Annotated in this window: 17 protein-coding genes; 16 read left to right on the forward strand and 1 reads right to left on the reverse strand. The window is 60.5% G+C overall.

All coding sequences use genetic code 11. The annotated features are described in order from the left end of the window. Positions 1-334 precede the first annotated feature (334 nt). The 16 genes from SINAC_RS11210 (at position 335) to SINAC_RS11285 (ending at position 17,964) form a co-directional block, all read left to right on the forward strand. Positions 335-1,114, forward strand: a complete 780-nt coding sequence (locus SINAC_RS11210; RefSeq protein ID WP_015245751.1) for a hypothetical protein — start codon at positions 335-337, stop codon at positions 1,112-1,114. Between the two features lie 251 nt (positions 1,115-1,365). Continuing rightward, positions 1,366-1,818 carry an NADH-quinone oxidoreductase subunit A gene (locus tag SINAC_RS11215; RefSeq protein ID WP_044147517.1) on the forward strand — a complete coding sequence of 151 codons (453 nt, stop codon included), beginning with the start codon at positions 1,366-1,368 and terminating at the stop codon, positions 1,816-1,818. After that, entirely contained in the window at positions 1,809-2,519 is a 711-nt protein-coding gene (locus tag SINAC_RS11220) for an NADH-quinone oxidoreductase subunit B (protein WP_015245753.1), read from the forward strand. Before SINAC_RS11215 ends, SINAC_RS11220 begins: the two co-directional genes overlap by 10 nt. Before the next feature lie 31 nt (positions 2,520-2,550). Further along, complete coding sequence (locus SINAC_RS11225) at positions 2,551-3,084, forward strand: NADH-quinone oxidoreductase subunit C (RefSeq protein WP_015245754.1); 534 nt, start codon at positions 2,551-2,553, stop codon at positions 3,082-3,084. 83 nt (positions 3,085-3,167) lie between these two features. Then, entirely contained in the window at positions 3,168-4,388 is a 1,221-nt protein-coding gene (gene nuoD, locus SINAC_RS11230) for an NADH dehydrogenase (quinone) subunit D (protein ID WP_015245755.1), read from the forward strand. A 61-nt stretch (positions 4,389-4,449) separates the two neighbouring features. After that, positions 4,450-4,968, forward strand: coding sequence for an NADH-quinone oxidoreductase subunit NuoE family protein (locus tag SINAC_RS11235; RefSeq protein ID WP_015245756.1), 519 nt, complete (start codon positions 4,450-4,452; stop codon positions 4,966-4,968). 67 nt (positions 4,969-5,035) lie between these two features. Further along, positions 5,036-6,424 carry an NADH-quinone oxidoreductase subunit NuoF gene (nuoF, locus tag SINAC_RS11240; protein WP_015245757.1) on the forward strand — a complete coding sequence of 463 codons (1,389 nt, stop codon included), beginning with the start codon at positions 5,036-5,038 and terminating at the stop codon, positions 6,422-6,424. Between the two features lie 109 nt (positions 6,425-6,533). Next, positions 6,534-8,306 carry a molybdopterin-dependent oxidoreductase gene (locus tag SINAC_RS11245; RefSeq protein WP_015245758.1) on the forward strand — a complete coding sequence of 591 codons (1,773 nt, stop codon included), beginning with the start codon at positions 6,534-6,536 and terminating at the stop codon, positions 8,304-8,306. Between the two features lie 181 nt (positions 8,307-8,487). Further along, the gene (gene nuoH / locus SINAC_RS11250) at positions 8,488-9,534 is read left to right on the forward strand and encodes an NADH-quinone oxidoreductase subunit NuoH (RefSeq protein ID WP_015245759.1); all 1,047 of its coding nucleotides are present in this window, start codon (positions 8,488-8,490) and stop codon (positions 9,532-9,534) included. Between the two features lie 82 nt (positions 9,535-9,616). Further along, positions 9,617-10,204: a NuoI/complex I 23 kDa subunit family protein gene (locus SINAC_RS11255; protein ID WP_015245760.1), complete on the forward strand. Its 588-nt coding sequence runs from the start codon at positions 9,617-9,619 to the stop codon at positions 10,202-10,204. 28 nt (positions 10,205-10,232) lie between these two features. Beyond that, positions 10,233-11,081: an NADH-quinone oxidoreductase subunit J family protein gene (locus SINAC_RS11260; protein ID WP_015245761.1), complete on the forward strand. Its 849-nt coding sequence runs from the start codon at positions 10,233-10,235 to the stop codon at positions 11,079-11,081. A 61-nt stretch (positions 11,082-11,142) separates the two neighbouring features. Further along, the gene (nuoK, locus tag SINAC_RS11265; protein ID WP_015245762.1) at positions 11,143-11,616 is read left to right on the forward strand and encodes an NADH-quinone oxidoreductase subunit NuoK; all 474 of its coding nucleotides are present in this window, start codon (positions 11,143-11,145) and stop codon (positions 11,614-11,616) included. Positions 11,617-11,648: 32 nt separating this feature from the next. Then, the gene (gene nuoL, locus SINAC_RS11270) at positions 11,649-13,733 is read left to right on the forward strand and encodes an NADH-quinone oxidoreductase subunit L (protein ID WP_020467649.1); all 2,085 of its coding nucleotides are present in this window, start codon (positions 11,649-11,651) and stop codon (positions 13,731-13,733) included. 44 nt (positions 13,734-13,777) lie between these two features. Next, entirely contained in the window at positions 13,778-15,451 is a 1,674-nt protein-coding gene (locus SINAC_RS11275) for a complex I subunit 4 family protein (protein ID WP_015245764.1), read from the forward strand. Further along, positions 15,451-17,022: an NADH-quinone oxidoreductase subunit N gene (locus SINAC_RS11280; RefSeq protein WP_015245765.1), complete on the forward strand. Its 1,572-nt coding sequence runs from the start codon at positions 15,451-15,453 to the stop codon at positions 17,020-17,022. Before SINAC_RS11275 ends, SINAC_RS11280 begins: the two co-directional genes overlap by 1 nt. Positions 17,023-17,244: 222 nt before the next feature. After that, the gene (locus SINAC_RS11285) at positions 17,245-17,964 is read left to right on the forward strand and encodes an ankyrin repeat domain-containing protein (RefSeq protein ID WP_244884935.1); all 720 of its coding nucleotides are present in this window, start codon (positions 17,245-17,247) and stop codon (positions 17,962-17,964) included. A 192-nt stretch (positions 17,965-18,156) separates the two neighbouring features. Here the strand turns inward: SINAC_RS11285 and SINAC_RS39800 are convergent, their stop codons facing one another. Further along, complete coding sequence (locus tag SINAC_RS39800; RefSeq protein ID WP_015245767.1) at positions 18,157-19,362, reverse strand: RsmB/NOP family class I SAM-dependent RNA methyltransferase; 1,206 nt, start codon at positions 19,360-19,362, stop codon at positions 18,157-18,159. Between the last annotated feature and the right edge of the window lie 605 nt (positions 19,363-19,967).

Below are 19,967 nucleotides of genomic sequence, written 5' to 3' on the forward strand. Positions count from 1 at the left end.
TTTCCTGATCTTGACAAGGATTTCAAGGGTCGATCTCAAGCACAATGGAGCAAGCTCCCGATCAAGAGCAAGAGGGACGCAACGCGCCCAAAGCTGAGCCGAGAGGTCGAATTCACCACCACGGCCCCTCTCGTCTTGCCTAAAAGGTAGCACTCGCCGGGCACACTGAATTCCTGAGACCAACCCAAGCCGCAAATTCGCTGCGAGCGGTTGGGACCATGGTCGACGGGGTTCGGCATGCTAGAATGAAAGATGGGTCGGCGCGCCTGTTGCCCATCGATCCTCCCGACTGACGTGGAAAGTCGGAGGCCTCTTTGAACAAAAGGAGTGGCCGATGTCGGTGGAACGATCCAAAGATTTCCGGCGTCTCGCCAGTGCTGGTCTGTTCGTCCTGACCTCAATGGGCTGGGTCGGATCAGCAAAGGCCCAAGATCACACCGCCGATCCTTATAAACCGTACAATCAACAATACGAACAATTCGTCTACCCAGCTTACCCGTCAGGCTATGGCCTTACCCCCAACCAGAACCTACTCGAACGGGGTGGGTATGGCGGGGCCAACCAATTTCAGAGGTTCTTGGACTCCGAGGAAGGTCCCTCGGACGAATTGGGCACCGGGCGAAGACGGAGTGGGCCGGGGATCCCCTATTACTCAGCCTATCGCCAATATGACAAAGATTATGGGCGGATCTACCAGCCCAACCAGGAGAGCGATAAGGCGTTTCAACAGGACCAGCGATCGAAGCACGACAAGTACATCGCCTACCTGAAAGAACGGGACCCTCGGAAGCGAGCCGAACTTTACCGAGCCTACACCAGGGACGCCAACAAGGTTTCTCGCGACCTCGCCAATCCTCGCGGTCAGGCCGCCCGAGCAACGAGTCCGAACACCGCGACACCAAAAACCGAGGACGGCGCTGTGGCTCCCACCGCACGCCGGAGAAGCGCGGCCCCAGCGTCTGGGACAGGGGCGGCTCCGTCGACTTTGTCTACCAAACCGGCCCCACGCCAACGAAAGCCCTCGGACATTCTTCGGGAAAGCGACGAACTCGATGCCGGTCGGCTCACGGCTCCAGGCCTCGCACCGCGCTCGGGATCATCCAAGCCGAAGTAAGGTTCCCTCATCAAAATGTGCGATAAGGCAACGACGTTTACGCGAAATCAGAGCCAAAAAACCGCAGTAAACTCGGGGGGGAGGAGGACTGAATCCGGTCCCCCCTTGTTATCTCGATCATCTTGCGTATGATCGTTGACGTCTCCCGTGTTGGTCCCGGCTTTCGAGCTGGGATTTTTTTGGTTCGACTTTGTGAACAGTTTCACAAAGCACGAAACGCCAGTGAGGCGGGCCGGGCGGTCTCGCGACAGATGGGTACAGAGTTCACGCCGATATTTCTGTTGATTTTGGTCGGGATCTCCGTCGCGGTGGGGATGACCGCCGCCAGCGCGATCCTTGGCCCGAAGAGGAAGACGGCCGTCAAGCAGATGCCCTACGAGTCGGGTATGGACCCGATCGGTGATGCCCGGCAGCGGTTCGACGTTCGCTACTATCTCGTGGCCATCGTGTTTCTCTTGTTCGATGTGGAACTGCTCTTTCTCTATCCCTGGGCCGTCGCTCAGTGGAGCGCAGGCCCGACCGTGACGGCGGCAGCGGCGGTTTCAGACGCCAAAGTTGGTGCCCCGGCGGTCTTGGGAACGGTCCTGGCCGGCATCCCGCCTGAGTTTCGTAACCTCGTGTTTGGCGAAATCCTGGTTTTTGTCGTGATCTTGGCCGCAGGTTTCGCCTATGCGTGGCGGAAGGGGGTGTTCGAGTGGCGATAGGCTCAAACAAACAGAGTGGCGCCCCGATCACCATCCCGGGTGCCACGGGTTCGGCCGTCTCGATTCAGCCTGCTGGCAAGGTCGAGGTCCCCGAAAACACGATTGTCACCACGCTCGACTCGGTGGTGAACTACTGCCGGAAGTACAGCCTCTGGCCGATGCCGTTTGCCACCGCCTGCTGCGGAATTGAACTGATGGCCGTCGGTGCGAGCCGATTCGACCTCGCCCGGTTCGGCGCTGAGGTTATGCGGTTCACTCCCAGACAGTGCGACTTGATGATCGTCGCGGGCCGCGTGGCAATGAAGATGATGCCGGTCCTCCAACGGATCTGGCTCCAGATGCCCGAGCCGAAGTGGTGCATCAGCATGGGGGCCTGTGCCTCGACGGGGGGCATCTTCGATACCTACGCAGTCGTTCAAGGGATCGATCGATTCATCCCGGTCGACATCTATATCCCCGGATGCCCGCCACGCCCCGAACAGATCCTTCGGGCGGTGATGGACCTCCAGGAGAAGATTCAACGCGGCGGTTCGCTCGCGGGCCTTGGTCTCCCCGAGCTGCTCGAACGCGAGAAGATGATCGAAGAAAAACGCGACGTCCCGGCGGGCTATTCCGTGACCCGCGAACGAGGTGACGAAGATCGGTTTGGCTACCGGCTTCCTGGCGGACCAGGTCTGCTCGGCTCTGACGATACCAAGTGATTCGCGACTCGGAGTGAGAGAGCCGATAACCATGAACACCGAGACAACCTCGCCCGTTGATCCTCACGCCGCCACTTTGGCCACGCTCACGCGCGTTTTCGGCGACGGGGTTTATACGCAGACGCGGTTCCGAGACAACCTCCGACTCTACGTTTCGCCTGATCGGTTGGTTGAACTGCTTCGCACGCTCAAGGATCAGTGTGGTTTCGCGATGCTCTCCGAGCTTGGCGGGGCCGACTATCTTGGGTATCCCGGGCGAACGGCTCCTCGGTTCGAAGTTCACTATGTCCTGAGAAACCTTGAGACGGCCGAATTTCTGGTTGTCAAGGTGGCTGTGGACGATCCCGAACCGACGATTCCTTCGGTTGTGCCCCTTTGGCTGGGCGCGGACTGGATGGAACGTGAAGTGTTCGACATGTACGGAATCAAATTCGCGGGGCACCCCGACCTGCGTCGAATCTTGATGCCCGACGAGTTCACGGCGTTCCCGCTTCGGAAAGATTATCCGTTGCGAGGACGCGGCGAACGACACAACTTCCCGCGCCTAACGCGCGGGGAGTCGTGAGGACGCGGTCAAGGCCGCCGTCCAACTCGTACTGTATTGTCTCACGTTGAAACGAACGCCGTTTTTCCGCAGGTGCCAGATCAATGCCGGCCAACTTGCTCGACGATCCCGAACTTGCCGCGGACTCCAAGCAATTTACTTGGACCCTCAACTTCGGGCCTCAGCACCCCGCGACGCACACGACCCTTCGACTCATCCTCGAATTGGATGGTGAGCGGATCGTGAAGGCGACGCCCGACATCGGTTACCTGCATTCAGGGTTCGAGAAGCTCGGCGAACACCTGAATTTCAACCAGTATGTGACGATCGTCGACCGCAAGAATTATATCAGCCCGCCCATGAATGAGGTGGCGTGGCACCATGCGGTCGAGACCTTGCTCGACATCGAGCTGACCAAGCGCTGCCAGTACATCCGGGTGATCATCAGCGAACTCGCCCGGATGAGCGATCACCTGCTCTGTTCGGGGGCCGCCGCGCTCGACCTTGGTGCATTCACAGCCTTCCTCTTCGCCTTCAATCTCCGAGAACAGATCTACGACGTCTACGAAGAGATGTCGGGCTATCGGTTCCACCCCGGTTACACGCGTGTCGGCGGCGTCCTCCACGACTTCAACGATCGGGTGATCCGAAAAGTCCAGACAGTCCTCGACAGCTTTCCCAAAGTCTATTCCGACATGGAGAAGCTGCTCTTCAGGAACCGGATCTTCCTGGATCGAACGCGAGGCGTCGGGATCCTGACGAAGGAAGACGCCATCAGCCTCTCGGTCGCAGGGCCGCTCGCCCGAGCCAGTGGGGTGACGTTCGACCTTCGCAAAGATCAGCCGTACTTGGCTTATCGCGACTTTGACTTCGACGTGCCGTACATGACCGAGGGGGATTGCTACGCCCGGTTCTTCGTCCGCATGGAAGAGATGCGGCAGAGCCACCGGATCATCACTCAAGCCCTCGGAAATCTGCCGACCGGACCGGTCAACGTCCCGATCGCCGAGAAGTTTCCGCTTCCCGACAAGGGCTCGGTCTACAACAGCATGGAAGGCCTGATCCAGCACTTCGAGCTGATCATGCCCAACCGTGGTTTCGAGTCTCCCAAGAACGAAATCTACGCTGCGGTCGAAGCGCCCAACGGTGAACTTGGTTACTACCTGATCACCGATGGCAGCCAGGTTGCCTGGCGCACACGGACGCGGCCCCCTTCGTTCATTCACTTCCAGATTTTCCCCCACATCATCAAAGATCACTTGATCGCGGATGTGGTGGCAATCTTGGGAAGTCTTAACATCATTGCCGCCGAGCTGGACCGCTGATCATCACAAAGGGTTCGGGTTCAACACTCGTCTGACTCCCCGGGTTTGAGGAATGGGATCGATGGCCGCCGAGTCAATTGCCAAAATCACGATGCTCTCGGAGCCGATCCGCGAGAAGATCCGGGCGTTCATCCCGCGGTATCCGAGCAAGCGCGCGGTCACCTTACCCGCGCTCCACATCGTTCATGAGCACTTTCGGTGTGTCCCGTTCCAGGCAATGGCCGAGATCGCCGAGATTCTCGAGATCACGCCGGCTGAAGTTCATGACACCATGAGCTTCTACGGATTCTTTCCCCAGGCGCCGATCGGCGACGTGCGAGTCTGGGTCTGCCGATCGATCTCGTGCATGCTGACCGGTGGCGAAGAGATGCTCGAACACGCCTGCCACAAGCTGGGTATCGAGCCGGGGCAGACCACCCCTGACGGAAAGTTGACCGTGGAGTTCGCCGAGTGCCTGGGAATCTGCGATTTCGCCCCTGCGGCCTTGGCCGATGACGGGCGGATCTTCGGTCCACTGACGTCCGACAAAGTGGACGCAATGCTCGACGATCTGAAGGCGGGTCCGAAGCCCGTCGCTTGAGAATCAAATCGGAGTGCGGCACGCACGTTCGTTCTTCGTCTCGAATTGCTCGCAGGAGTTTAAGGCCGTGGCCGAGTTTGAACCCGTCCTGAGTCGCAACTGGAACGTGCCCGATAGTCGCACGCTGAAAGTTTACGAGTCGCGCGGGGGTTACCAGGCGGCGCGGAAGGCCCTGACGACGATGGACCCCGACCAGGTGGTCTCGCTCGTCAAGGATTCGGAGCTGCGAGGCCGAGGTGGCGCCGGTTTCCCCTGCGGTCTGAAGTGGAGTTTCCTTCCGAAAGATCGGAAAGAAACTCTGATGTGCATCAATGGAGATGAGAGCGAGCCGTCGACGTTCAATAACCGGCTCTTGATCGAGCGCGACCCGCACCAGTTCATCGAAGGGATCGCGATCGCCTGCTTTGCCACCAGGGCATCGACCGCCTACCTCTACCTCCGGTTCGAATACATCAACGGCTACCGGATCATGGAAGAGGCGATCGCCGAAGCAAGGGCGGCGGGTCACCTCGGCAAAAACATTTACGGGTCGGGCTTCGACCTCGATATCTGGGTCCATCGCGGAGCAGGCGCTTACATCTGCGGCGAAGAGACCGGCTTGATCGAAAGCCTTGAAGGCAAGCGGGGCTGGCCCCGGATCAAGCCCCCCTTCCCGGCGATTGAAGGGGCCTTTCGCAAGCCGACGGTTGTCAATAACGTCGAGACGCTCTGCTGCGTGCCCCACATCATCGAGCGAGGGGCCGACTGGTTCAAGTCGATCGGGACGCCCAAAAGCTATGGTCCGAAGCTCTACTGCGTCTCGGGGCATGTGAACAAACAAGTTTGCGTCGAGCTCCCCTTGGGTGTGACCTGCCGCGAGTTGATCGACAAACACGCGGGGGGCGTCTGGAAGGGACGGAAGGCCAAGGCCGCCGTTCCGGGGGGGATCAGCATGGGGCTTCTCTCAGCCGAAGAGCTCGATACTCCGCTCGACTTCGACGGTCTTCGCAAGCCAGGCTGCCTGGGTCTCGGAACGGCTGCAGTCACCGTGATGGACGACCATACGAGCATGGTCGACTATCTCTATAACTGTGCCCGTTTCTTCGCCCATGAGAGCTGCGGTCAGTGCACGCCCTGTCGCGAAGGGACCGCCTGGATGTATAAGACCTTGAAGCGAATCAAGGCGGGCGGTGGTCGTTTGGAAGACCTCGACATCTTGGTCAACATGGCGAACAACTTGGGCATCATTCCGGGGACCACGATTTGTGGCCTCGCTGATGGTGCGGCCTGGCCTGTGAAGAACGTGCTGGCGAAGTTCCGCGGCGAGTTTGAGGATTACATCAAGACCCATCAGAACCCGAAGTATGCGGTCACTCCGCTCCAGGAGCGGATCGCTCACGGGCTCTCGGTCGATCCCTTGCTGCCGATTTTGAATGGGCCGACCAACGGCTCCCTGAGGTCGCTCCCCTCGGTCTGACTCAGATCGATGTGGGACGGAGAACGTCACTGTTGGGCGTGATTTTCACGCCGAAAGTCTTCGCCGATTGGCGTGGCCAACACGCCCTCAACTAGACTCAAGGATCCCGATGGCGACGATCTTCATCAACGGCCAAGAGCACGAAATCCCCGAAGGGGAGAAGCTCAACGCGATTCAGATGGCCTCCCGCGTCGGAGTCGACATCCCTTACTACTGTTGGCACCCCGCGCTCTCCGTCGTGGCCAACTGTCGGATGTGCGAAATCGAGGTCGGGAACAAGGATCCGAAGACGGGCGAGATCAAGATGATCCCGAAGCTCGTCCCGGCCTGTCAGACCCCGGCCAAAGACGCGACCGTGCTCGTGACCGATAGCCCCAAGGTTAAAGAGCACCAGCGGATGATCATGGAATACCTCCTGATCAACCACCCGCTCGACTGCCCCGTTTGCGACCAGGCGGGTGAATGCGGGCTCCAAGACTATAGCTATGAGCATGGCCAGGCCAACCACCGGTTCGTCGAAGAGCGTACGGTCAACCCTCGCAAAGACGTCTCCGACCTGATTCAGCTCAATCAGGACCGGTGCATCATGTGCACCCGGTGCGTCCGGTTCACCCGGGAGATCACCCAGACCGGTGAGCTCCAGGTGATGAACCGAGGGAACCACGCCGAGATCAACACCTTTCCGGATCACCCGCTCGAGAACCCACTGGCGGGCAATGTCGTCGACATCTGTCCGGTGGGCGCGTTGCTCGACAAAGATTTCCTGCATAAGCAACGGGTCTGGTTCCTTTCGAAGCACGACTCGGTCTGCACGCGCTGCTCGACCGGCTGTAACGTCAGTGCCGAGGAGAATCGCGGGCAGCTCTGGCGATACAAGCCCAGGTTCAATCCGAACGTCAACGACTACTGGATGTGCGACGAAGGCCGATACGGCTATAAGGATGCGAATGATCCTGCTTTGCTGAACGCCATGTACGTTCGCACGCAAGGGGATCTGAAACCGGCCTCGATCGATCAAGCACTCAAAGACGCCGGCCAGGGCCTCGCGCGAATTTCCGAAGCGGGCGGTCTGGTGGCGGGCATTCTTTCGCCGTTCATGACGGTGGAGGAGGCCTACTTGTTGGCCACCTACCTGAAAGGTTTGAACCCCGCCAACGTTCTGGCGCTGGGGCCCGTCCCCCGATCCGGGGTGGATCAAACGTTCCAACCCGACCTTCAGAAAGGCCGAACGGGCGACACCAGTTTCGTGGTTCCTCGGCCGTTCACGATCCACGCCGAGAAGTGCCCGAACCGTCGAGGTGTTGAAGCAATTCTCGAGCACTTCCAAGGTCAGGTCATCGATTTCGCCTCGATCTCCGGCCGTGCAGGCCACGGCGAGTTCCGCGGCCTCTTCGTGGTCTCGGATGCGATCGAAGCGGCCTTCACCGAAGAAGACGTCAAGAAGCTTCGGCCGAAGGTGGAGTTCCTGGTCGTCCAGGACACGCTCGTCACCGAACTCGCTCAAGCGGCCGACGTGGTTTTGGCGGGTGCGACTTTCGCCGAGAAGGCGGGCTGCTACGTCAATGCCGACGGTCGTCTCCAATATGCGGAGGCCTCCCTGCCGCCGCGTGATGGTTCGCTGCCCGACCTTGATCTCCTGGCGATCCTGATCGGTCGCTCCACCGGGCCGGTGCAATCTCGCGAGATCCTTGCCGAACTGGCAGGGGTCGTCCCTGGTTTCTCCATTGCTGAGGGCGGACAGGTCGCACCTTTCGGCGCGATTCTCGGTTCAGCTGAGCCTGTCGGTGCCGGTGTCGCCTTTCGTGATGCCTGGATGCAGCCGCGTGGCGCCAAAACGGACCACTCGAGCGAGCCGAGTCCCAGGGGGGGGAAGGACGCCTAAGACATCCGACGTCGAAGACCTCGAGGCCGTTCAGCCTCGAGGACTTGCTTTCTGTTCGGAGCTGAGGTGAAACGCAACGTTCGCATCGGTTGAGGTCTGGATCGAGATTCGCGGACGGGCAACCCGTTGAGATTCTGGTGGACACTGATTCCGGCATGCTCCTGATCGAGGAAATGGATCAATGACGTTTTGGCTGGTCGTAGGGGTGCTGATCAAGATCGGCGTGGTGGTTGGGATCTCCCAAGGGGCGGTCGCTTACCTCATCCTCGCCGAACGGAAGATCGCGGCCTATGCGCAGGACCGGATCGGACCGAACCGCGCGGGTCGTGAATTCGGGATCCCGTTTGCGCTGCTTCAGCCCTTGGTCGACGGCGCCAAGATGCTTCTCAAAGAAGACATGGTTCCGTCCTACGTCAACAAACCGGTCTTCATCCTCGCGCCGATGATCGCGATCTTCGCGGCGACCATCTCGTTCGCGGTCGTCCCGTTCGGTGGTGTTGGACCCGGCAATCCGATCCAGTTTCAACTCGCCCCCAACGTTGATATTGGCATTCTTTACATCTTCGCCGTGGGAAGCCTCGGCGTGTACGGGGTCATCCTGGCGGGCTGGTCATCGAACAACAAGTACTCGTTCCTCGGCGGACTTCGCTCGAGTGCCCAGTTGATCAGCTACGAGATTCCGTTGGGATTGTCGATCCTCGGGATCGTCCTGATTGCCGGTTCGCTCGACCTCAACACGATCATCAACTGGCAGGACAAGCATGTCTGGGGCGTGTTCGTTCAACCGCTTGGCTGCCTCCTCTTCTTGATCAGCGCCTTCGCCGAGACAAATCGATTGCCTTTCGACTTGCCCGAAAGCGAGCAGGAGTTGGTCGGCGGATTTCACACCGAGTATTCGGCGATGAAGTTCGGCATGTTCTTCCTGGGTGAATACCTGAACGTGATCACGGTCAGCTACCTGACGGTCATCCTCTTCTTCGGCGGTTGGGACCTTCCCTTTGTGACGAGCCAGGAGCAGGTTGGCTTTTTCTGGTCCCTGGTGAAGTGCTTCATCATGATGGGGAAGGTGGGCATGATGATCTTCTTCATGATGTGGGTGCGTTGGACCCTCCCCCGCTTTCGCTACGATACGCTCATGGATCTGGCCTGGAAGTCGTTGATTCCCCTCTCGCTCGTGAATCTCGTGGCCACGGCGGCCATCGTTCAGCTTGTTATGTCACGCTATTGATGGGAACCGTCAGATCTGGTTCGTCGGTATCAATGGGGCCAGTTTTCGTTGATCCACTACGTTTCGTTGAGGAGTTTTACGCGTGCGTGCCGATGACCCGAGTTTGAAGCGACTGACGCCTCCGAAGCTGAACCTGATGGAGAGGACTTACCTCCCCCAGATCGTCGCCGGATTGGCCGTCACCGCTCGGCACATGGCGGGCGTTGCCTTCTTCAACAAGGCGATCACGGTTCAGTATCCGGAAGAGCAACACGTTCCGAGCCCGAACTATCGAGGCGTCCATCGCCTCAATAAGGACGAGCAGGGACGGGTCAAGTGCGTGGCCTGCATGCTCTGCGCGACGGCCTGCCCCGCGCACTGCATCGATATCGTGGGCGCCACGGCTCCCGAGACCTGGCCTGACCGTGAGAAGTACTGCGAGAGCTTCGTGATCGACGAGCTTCGCTGCATCTACTGTGGGATGTGCGAAGAGGCCTGCCCCGTCGAGGCGATCGAATTGACCGGCCTCTACGACTTGACCGGTCTCTCGCGTGAACAGATGATATTCGACAAGGCCAAACTCCTCTCGGTCTTCGACGTGACCAAGGACGCCGAACCGATGCGGTTTGGCAAGGGGCCAACCACCGTGCCGCCGGGTGCACCCGCGCAGCCGAACCAGCCTCTTTCCTAAGCCTGTACTGACAAGGGAACTTGCAACTGTGGACACACAGGCAAACGATCTGACGCTGGCTGCCGTGGTGGTTGTTCTTGGGGCTGTGGGCACGTACCTGCTGCTGCCTCATCGGCTCGGAACGACCAAGCCCAGGCGGATGCAAGCGGTGGGAGGAGGGCTGACGGCGTTGGCCTTGCTCCTCTTCGCCCTCTTCTGGACGCCGCCGGGCCCCTTCTTGTCCGGGGTCTTCTTCTATCTCTTCAGCTTCACCGCGCTGTCGGCGGCCCTCCTGACAATTACGGCACGGAACCCGATCTACAGTGCCCTCTGGTTTGCAGCCGTGGTGCTCTCCACCTCGGGACTGTTCCTGCTCGAGGGGGCTCAGTTTCTCGCGGCAGGGACCGTGATCGTGTATGCGGGTGCGATCATCGTCACGTTCCTTTTCGTGATCATGTTGGCTCAGATGGAAGGGCGGGCCCAGTACGATCGCTCCGCACGTTCGCCGTTCCGAGCCACTCTGACCTGCTTCTTGCTCTTTTGGGCCCTGTTGTATTCGCTCTTTACCGTTCGACCTCCTTCGGTTTCTCCCGAAGGAATCAAGAATGGTCCGGAGCAACGATTGGTGCGTACCCGCGACCTTGCCCTCGTGAATCCGAAGTTTGGAGCGGTTCTCGACAGGGCGTCACGGAGCACCTCGCAACTGAACGACAAGAATGGGCTGGCCAAGCCGCATGTCGCCGGGCTGGGTGAGACGCTGTTCACCGATAACCTTGTGACTGTGGAGTTGGCCGGAGCCTTGCTATTCGTCGCCCTGATCGCTGCCCTGTCGATCGCGCCGCCGAAGCCACCGATCCGTCCCGGAGACCGTCAGGTCGCCCCCTCGGCAAACATTTAAGCGGACCTCCTGGATCGCTTCGGTTCATCCTGATCAGACACGAGAGGAAGTGAGCTTCGACATGCCGCCTCCCGATGATTTCACGTTTGAGATCCTGAGGAATTTCCTGTTGGTTGGGGCCGGGCTGATGGCCTTGGGGATGCTCGGCTTCCTCTCCCGGCGCAACCTGATCGTGATGTTTCTCTCGGCCGAAATGATGCTCCAAGGGGTCGCCCTGACCTTGGTCGGCTTTGGTCGCTACCATGGCAACTGGTCGGGGCAGGTCTTCACAATTGTGATCCTGACGGTTGCGGCGTGCGAGGCTTCGATCGCGCTTGCGTTGATCTTGGTCCTGTACAACCGCCGGTCTTCACTCGACGTGACACTCTGGCAAGATATTCGTGAGCCGGGTCAGCCGCTTGCGACCTTGTCCGTCGAGGAGTCGAACGCCGAACCGGCTGAGGCGGTCCCTGGTCCTGAATCTTATCCGCAACTGATCCCGTCCGGGGTCGAGCCGTCGCACCCGCAGACCCCCTGGATGGAACGACGAGTCTGAGCAGAGCTGAATTGAGCTTTCGATCGACGTGAATGCCACGCCCGACGAGTGAGACCGATGATGGGAGCGCCGCTGTGTCGAATCTGTTCGTGAACAACGCCTGGCTTGTGCCGTTCTTCCCCCTCCTCGGGGCGTTGATCACGGCTGCCTTTGGGCGAGAATTGCGAGAGAAGGCGCATCTGCCGGTGGTCGTCGGCATCTTCCTCGCATTCCTCGTTTCGCTCGGCCTCTTGTTTTCCGCCGGGCCCGATCAAGTCGTTACCGTCTATCGCTGGTTGGAGTTCACTAACCTGAACGTGCCGATCCAGTTCCGGGTCGACGGCCTGACAACGATGATGCTGTCCATGGTCACATTCGTGTCGACCCTGGTTGCCATCTATGCGTCGGGCTACATGGCCGGAGATCCGGGGTATCCTCGGTTCTTCACCTGCGTGGGGCTCTTCGTCTTCTCGATGACCGGGCTCGTCCTCTCGAACAACTACGTGTTGACCTATGCCTTCTGGGAAGGTGTGGGCACTTGTAGTTATCTGCTGGTCGGCTTCTGGCACGCGAAGCCATCGGCGGCGGCAGCGGCGAAGAAGGCGTTCCTGGTCAATCGGGTGGGTGACTTCGGCTTTGCCATCGCCTTGTTCTGGCTCTGGACCGTGGTGCCCAACCATGACCTGAGCTACGGCAACGTCCTGAGCGCATCCACCCTGGCCGGTCTGCCCCAAGGAACGATCGAAGGGATCGCCTTCTTGCTCTTCTGGGCTGCGACTGCCAAGAGTGCCCAGGTCCCGCTCTACGTCTGGCTTCCCGACGCGATGGAAGGTCCGACCCCGGTTTCGGCCCTCATCCACGCCGCGACGATGGTCACGGCGGGCGTCTACCTAATCGCTCGGTCGACTCCTCTGATCGCATTGGCCCCCAACGTTCAGTTGTTGATCGCCTCCATCGGCTGCCTCACGGCGCTTCTTTCCGCCTCGATCGCGGTCACTCAGACCGACCTGAAGCGGGTGATGGCGTATTCGACCGTGAGCCAGCTCGGCTATATGTTCATGGGCCTGGGAGCGGGCGTCGGCACGGTGGCGAAACTCGCGGTCTTTGCCGCGATGTTCCACCTGTTCACTCACGCCTTCTTCAAAGCGTTGCTGTTCCTCGCCTCCGGCAGTGTGATGCACTCCATGGGTGGGGTTATCGACATGCGACGGTTCCGTGGCCTCCGTTATCGGATGCCGATCACTTGCTGGACCTTCGCCATCGGCGGTTTGGCTCTCTCCGGTATCCCCCCGTTCGCCGGCTTCTTCAGCAAGGATGAGATTCTGGCGGCCCTGAAAGAAGCCTCGCATGCGGCCGGCCACGGCCGAGCCGCGACGGCTTATTCCGCCATCTATGTGATTGCCCTGATCACGGCCGCCATGACCGCCTTTTACACGGGGCGGGCATTCTTCATGACCTTCTTTGGTCCCGAGAAGCTCCCTAGCCCTGACGATCCCGAAGCCGAGGAGACAGAGGATTCCCACGCCCACGGCGCGGCCCATGACGATCACGGGCATGGACATGGACATGGCGACGGGCATGACTCGCACTTCGGGCACGAGTCGCCCCCCGTGATGACCTACCCCTTGATTGGCCTGGCCGGATGTGCCTTGGTCGTCGGCTTGCTCTTTGGCCCGACCGGTTTGTTCGAGCATCACATCATGCGATCGTTCGCATTCGAGACTCTCGGACATCCCGACCATCCTCACAAATTTGATATCTCGACCCCGCTCGTCGGCACCCTGGTCGGTCTTATCGGCCTTGTCGCAAGCTACTTCCTTTACGCAGTGCCCAGCCCGATTCCGGCTCGGCTCGCGCGGACTCTGAAGCCGCTCTACAAGGCATCTTGTGACAAATTCTACGTCGACGAACTCTATGAGATGCTGTTCATTCGCCCGCTGCGAATGTTCGCGTCGATCAGTGCGTTCCTCGATGAATGGTTCCTCCACGGAGCATTGGTTCGTGGCACCGCCTGGATGCCTCGGCTGCTCGGCCGAGAGGTGCTGGCTCCTTTGCAGAACGGCCTGATCCAGTACTATGCGGCCGTGACGGCGCTGGGCGTCGCGGGCTTGCTCTGGGTCTTGTTGTTGCTTAAGTAAGTGAAGACTTTTGCTCAATTTGATGGGCGACGAGGACTGATGTGATGGCGACCCTGCTGGTGATCACGGCCTTCCTCCCCTTAGTGGGGAGTGCGGTCCTCTTTCTGTCGCCGCGAATGGACGTCAAGACCGCGAGATTGGTCGCGCTGGCGACCGTGCTGGTGACGATCTTGCCGGCCCTGATCTTGCTCTTCGCCTTCAAGCCGGGAGTGATCGAGCCGCAATTCGCGTATGGCGCTCCAGGGGGCCCTTACGGACTGAGTTGGCTGGGATCGCCGGACATCCGGTTCTCCTTCGGCCTCGATGGCCTGAGCCTCCTCCTGTTCGTCTTGACGACGGTACTCATGCTGCCCGCCGTCTTCGCGTCCTGGGAGTCGGTGACCGAGCGTGCCCCGATGCACTATGCCTTTCTCCTCGCTCTCGAGGCAGGGCTGCTCGGGCTGTTCGCCAGCCTCGACGTGATCTTGTTTTACATCTTCTTCGAGTTCTCCTTGATCCCTCTCTTTTTCCTGATCGGGATCTGGGGTGGCTCGGAGCGGCGGCAAGCGGCCGTGACCTTCTTCCTTTACACACTCGCGGGAAGCTTGCTCACGCTGCTCGGCGTGATTGCCTTGGTCGTGATCCACTACCAGCATTCCCCGTCGCACACCTTGACCTTCTCGATGCCCGAGTTGACCCGAGGTTTAGCGGCGTTGGATTGGGCTGGGTGGCAGGTCACAGCGCCCTGGTCGGCCAGCCCGCAGGTCCTCATTTTCCTGCTCCTGTTCGCTGGGTTCGCCATCAAGGTTCCGCTCTTCCCATTCCATACCTGGCTTCCGTTGGCTCACGTTGAAGCTCCTGCGGCCGGTTCGATTTTGCTGGCTGGTGTGCTTCTCAAAGTTGGTACCTACGGCTTGCTCCGGTTCAACCTGAGCATGACACCGATCGGAGCCCAGGTCCTCTTCCCCTTGCTCGCGACGTTGGCCGTGGTCGGGATCATCTATGGTGCTCTCGTTGCCCTGGCCCAGACCGATATCAAGCGGTTGGTGGCGTACAGCTCGGTGAGCCACATGGGATTCATCGCCCTCGGCCTGTTCTCGCTCAATGCGACCGGGATCGAAGGGGCGGTCATCCAGATGGTCAATCACGGGATCACGACGGGTGCCTTGTTCGCATGTGTCGGCCTGATTTATGAACGCTATCACACGCGAGAGATGGCGGAACTCGGGGGCCTCTGGGAACGGTTGCCGCTGCTGGCCTTCTTCCTGATCCTGGCCTCGCTCGGCTCGGCCGCAGTCCCCGGTTTGAACGGGTTCGTCGGCGAGTTTCCGATCTTGGTCGGGATGTTCTCCAAGAGCCCTTGGTCAACCGTTTTCGCGGCGACCGGGATGGTCCTCGGTGCCTACTACCTGCTCTTGATGCTTCAGCGGGTCATCTTCGGGCCGCTTCATGAGCCGCACGGTGATGACGCCCATCACCCGCACGTGGTTCGGCCGGTCGGCTGGCACGAGATCGCCGGACTGGCCCCCTTGATGGTCCTGATCGTCTGGATCGGTCTCTACCCTCGGCCGTTCCTCGAACGCATCAATCCTGCGGTCGCGCCGATCGCCGCTCGGTTCCCGAACTTGAACGCGGCAGAGGCAAAACCCGCCCTCGCCGCCAAGGCAGAGCCGGGGCGTCTTGTCACAAAGCCGGTTACTCACTCGCTTTCCTACACTCCCACCAGGGGCAGCCGTTGATGCTTCCTCCCAGCTCCCTAGAGATCGCCCGGCAGACGCTTTTGATCCTCATGCCGGAACTCCTCGTCCTCCTCGTGGCGACGGTGATGATGACGGCCGGTGCGTTTGTCCGGCTTCCCAGACGCCTCTGGTGCGGCATTGCCACTGGAACCATGGTGGCCGCCCTCTTGATCTTGTTTGGGCTTCGGCATCAGACGATCGACGTTTACTCGGCAATCGCGCTGAACGACGCCTTTTCGTATAACGCGCGGATCGTGCTGATCCTGGCCGGGCTCATCGTCTTGGCCTTGGCTCACAACCAGGTCGACGATGCCCGAGCTCCCGAGTTCTTCGGGGCCCTCCTAATGATCAACGCCGGCTCGATGCTCGTCGCCGCATCCAACGAGTTGATCTTCCTGTTCGTCGGCCTCGAACTGGTGAGCATGCCGACGTATCTGCTTCTCTATCTCTCAAGGCGCACGGCGACGACCCAGGAAGCGGCCACGAAGTACTTCTTCCTAAGCCTTTTCTCTTCGGCGTTGCTGCTCTACGGCCTTGCCTTCCTCTACGGCCTGACCGGGCTCAGCAACCTCAAGGCTCTGGCCTACGTCACGCAGCACATGCCCACGGTCGTGAACCCTAACCTGATGTTGATCGCCTTGGTGTTCATCATGGCCGGCCTTGGGTTCCGGGTGGCTGCCGTCCCGTTCCATTTCTATGCTCCCGACGTCTATCAGGGTTCACCCACGGTCATCACGGCCATGCTCGCCTGGGTCCCCAAGGCCATCGGGTTCCTGGCGATGGCCCGATTGCTGACCTCGGTCGTCTCGGTCGGAGGGACAGGCTTCCTCACCGTCGACCGAGCTGTTGCCCTGGGATGGATCATGGCGGTGGCGACCATGACGTTGGGGAACACCGTCGCCCTCTTGCAAGACAACCTGAAACGGCTGTTCGCGTACTCGTCCATCGCGCACGCAGGTTACTTGCTGGTTGGTATGACCGTCGCGTTCACGAACAGCCCGGGGAGTAATCCGGCATACTTCGGCCTCCAAGGCGTTCTCTTGTACCTTGTGGCCTATGCCTTGATGACACTGGGCGCCTTCGGCGTGATCATCGCGCTCAGCACTCCCGAGCGGCCGATCGAGAACGTCAATGACCTTGCTGGTCTCGGTCAGAGCCATCCTGTGATCGCCCTTGCGATGGCCGTCTTCCTCTTCAGTCTCGCCGGGATTCCTCCTCTGGCTGGTTTCTACGGCAAGTTCTCCATCTTCATGTCGCTTCTGGAAGCGGCATCCGGCTCGACCTCCTCGATGCTTTGGTGGCTGGCGGTCATCGGCATGCTGAACGCAGCCGTGGGTGCCTATTACTACCTGCGCATTGTCGTCCTGATGTATCTTCGCCCGGCCCCCTCGACGCCGATCAACCATCGGATTGCCTGGCCGGCCTTGCTCGCCATCGGAACCTGTGCGGTTCTGTCACTCCTCGTTGGGCAGGCGGCTCCTGTCGTCCGAGCTACCCGCAAGGCAACCCTTGCCGCAACGGAACTGCCCGAACCTGGGGTGCAGCCGATCGCTCTTGTGAAGGGCCGATAAGCCGACTGCCGCTTGTGACCGGGCGGGGCATCGGCCTGCCCGGTCACGGGTGTGAGAATCTGGCTATTGAGCATACCCAAGGCGAGAACGAGCCAAAGATAGACCACTCGTGAGAGCCATGGATCACCCTCGGGGACCCTGATCATGGACCACAAGACTGGGGACACGTGGACTTCTGATGCCCTTCGTCGCAATGACATCGCCGTCGTCATGCAACGCGTTTTGACGGATCCGGCCTATCTCACTTCACGTGACCACTTTCGCAACACCCCACTTCAGACCGCAATCGAATTTCTTCAGGTCGGTCTCGTTGAGTTGATGCTCCAGCAGGGTGCTGATCCTAACGTCGAAGTCGACGATGGCTATACCTGCCTCTTGTCTGCGATCGAGTCTGATAGTCCCAACTCGATTCCGATCGCCGCGAAGCTCATTGACGGTGGTGCCGATATCCACCGCACCGGGATCAACGGATGGACTCCCCTGCATATGGCCGCTGCCCGAGGGCATGTCGAGAAAGTACGCTTGCTTCTTGAAGCCGGTTCTCACGTCAATCAGCGAACCGAGATCGACGGCTCCGAAACGCCGTTGATGGAGGCCGCTGCCATGGGCCATCCCGAAGTCGTGCAGATGCTCCTGGAATACGGTGCCAACCCGAGGATGCGGGACTCCGTGCACAATTTTACGCCGCTCGAGAAAGCCCAAGATGCAGCGAGAGGCGCAGATCCTCAAATTTTTGAATACCTCAAATCGGAAGATTTACGGATCGATCCCGACAAAATGGTTGCGGACCTCGATCTCACCGCCGACCAAAAAGAGATGGCGAAATCCGCGTACATGAATCTCGACATGGCCGAGCAGTATCGCGAAAACGCCGAGCGACGTGCACGCGAAGGCAACCATCAAGAGGTGATTCGGATTCTTTCGCGATTCGAAGACGAGTGATTCGGAACAACAGGCCATTTTGCAGCCCCGGAGCGAGGCCATACAGTCAGCACGGGCGATCAGCCACCGCTCCAGACAGACGACAATCCCCCAGCCTCGTTGGCCTCGGCTGAGGGATCGAAGTGGTCTGCCCACAGTTGCACAATCACCCTGTATGTCTCAGAACGCCTTCAGCGTGTGACGTGACTCGCCTCATTTGGTGAGGATCATCCGCGCGATGAACATGGCGTCGGTGTCGGAGTCCTGCGGCCAGATCAAGGTTGTGCCGTTGGTGGTCGTTTCCATCAAGGGATGAGGAAAGGGATCGAGCTTAAACTGAGGGTGGGCCTGGAGGAAGTTCCGCACGACCTCGGTCGTTTCGGTGGGCGTCACCGTGCAGACCGAGTAGACGAGGGTTCCGCCCGGGCGGACTCCGGCAGACGCCACATGGAGCAAGTGGGCCTGGGTTTCGGCAAGACGGGTGATCGCCTGGCGGTCGATTGACCAGCGGGCATCGGGGTTGCGCCTCCAGGTGCCGATCGCCGAGCAAGGGGCGTCGACGAGCACCCCATCAAAGCTCTTGGCCTTGCCGGGCACGTACCGCCCATCCCATTCCTTGGTCGTCAAGTTGCGGAATGGACTGCGGCGGGCGCGTCGAACCGCTTCCTTGAGCCGAGCCGCGTTGACGTCGGTGGCGACGACAAGCCCTTTCCCTTTCATGAGCGATGCGAGGTGGAGCGACTTGCCCCCCGCTCCTGCGCAGGCATCCCACCAGCGTTCACCCGGGTCGGGATCACAGACCAAGCCCACCGCCTGAGACGCGAGGTCCTGGATCTCGAGCTGGCCGCGCGTGAATGCCGGCAGGTGATGGACATCTGAGTCGGGGTCGAGCTTGGCCGAGACCGTAAGCCGACGATGGATCCAGGGCTTAATGCCGCTGGCCGTCAATTCGGACCAGATCGCGGTTTCGTCGGCCCCTTGCACCCGCACCCAGAGGGAAGGGCGTTTCTGCAAAGCCAGGAGCAACTCGACGAATCGACTCTTCGGTGAACCTCCCCCCGGAGGGAGCGGCAAGTTTTCCCGGAGCCAGGGGGGGAAGAGACGCCACGGGTCGGCCGTGACGGCGCGACCTTCGAGGAGTCGCTTGAAGCCCTCGGAACGTGCCGTCCAGTTTGGGGCGTCGCCCAGGGCGACGAGCCGGGCCGGGTCACGACGCAAGGTTCGCGCCCAGACACGGCAGGCCGGATGGACCGTGGGCGAATCGAGCAGCCAGGCGTAGAGCAGCCGCTCTTCCGGCTGGACCAGCCCGAGCGGTTCCAACCAGCCGCCCCAACGCAGCAAGGCGAAGGCGCACTGGCTGATGAACCGATGGTCGGGCGGCGCCAGGTCGCGACGGGGGCGAAGCTCGGCCCCCAGCATCCGGTCGGCTCGCTTCCTGTCCCGCAGTACCTCACGTTCGACACGGGTCGCTATCTGGATCGCCGCCTGAGCCAGGGTCTCAACCGAGGCGATGTGGGGAACATCGCGAAGCGCGGGCCCTGCCTGGTTCGGACGATCCGAGCGGCTTCTCAGCGGTCCTGCCTCGTGGGGAGGCCGGCCCTGGCCCTGACCGAGCGCTGGCCCGCGATCATTGGGGCGATTGCTCCGGCCCTTGCCTCGGGCCGGTCCTGCCTCCTGCGAGTGGCCACCCCGGCCTTGTTGTGGGCCCGTGTTGTTCGCAAAGAAATTTCGACTTCTTGCGGGACCGACGTCGTTCGATGGGAAGTTCCCTCGGCCCTTTGCCGGACCGCCGCTCTGGGCTTGGAAGTTCCGACCTCGCGCCGGACCACCATCATTCGAATGCGAAGGCCCCCGGCCCTTTGCCGGAGCGCCGCTCTGAGATTGGAAATTCCGACCTTTCGGCGGACCGGCCTCATTCGCGTGCGAGGCCCCTCGGCCTTTGGCCGGGCCTCCTCCCTCGTTCGAACGATTGCCTCGGCCCTTCGCTGGTCCTGTCTGATCGAAATAGGTGCCTTCAACTTCGG

Origin of the sequence: Singulisphaera acidiphila DSM 18658, assembly GCF_000242455.2 — a bacterium.
Classification (GTDB): domain Bacteria; phylum Planctomycetota; class Planctomycetia; order Isosphaerales; family Isosphaeraceae; genus Singulisphaera; species Singulisphaera acidiphila.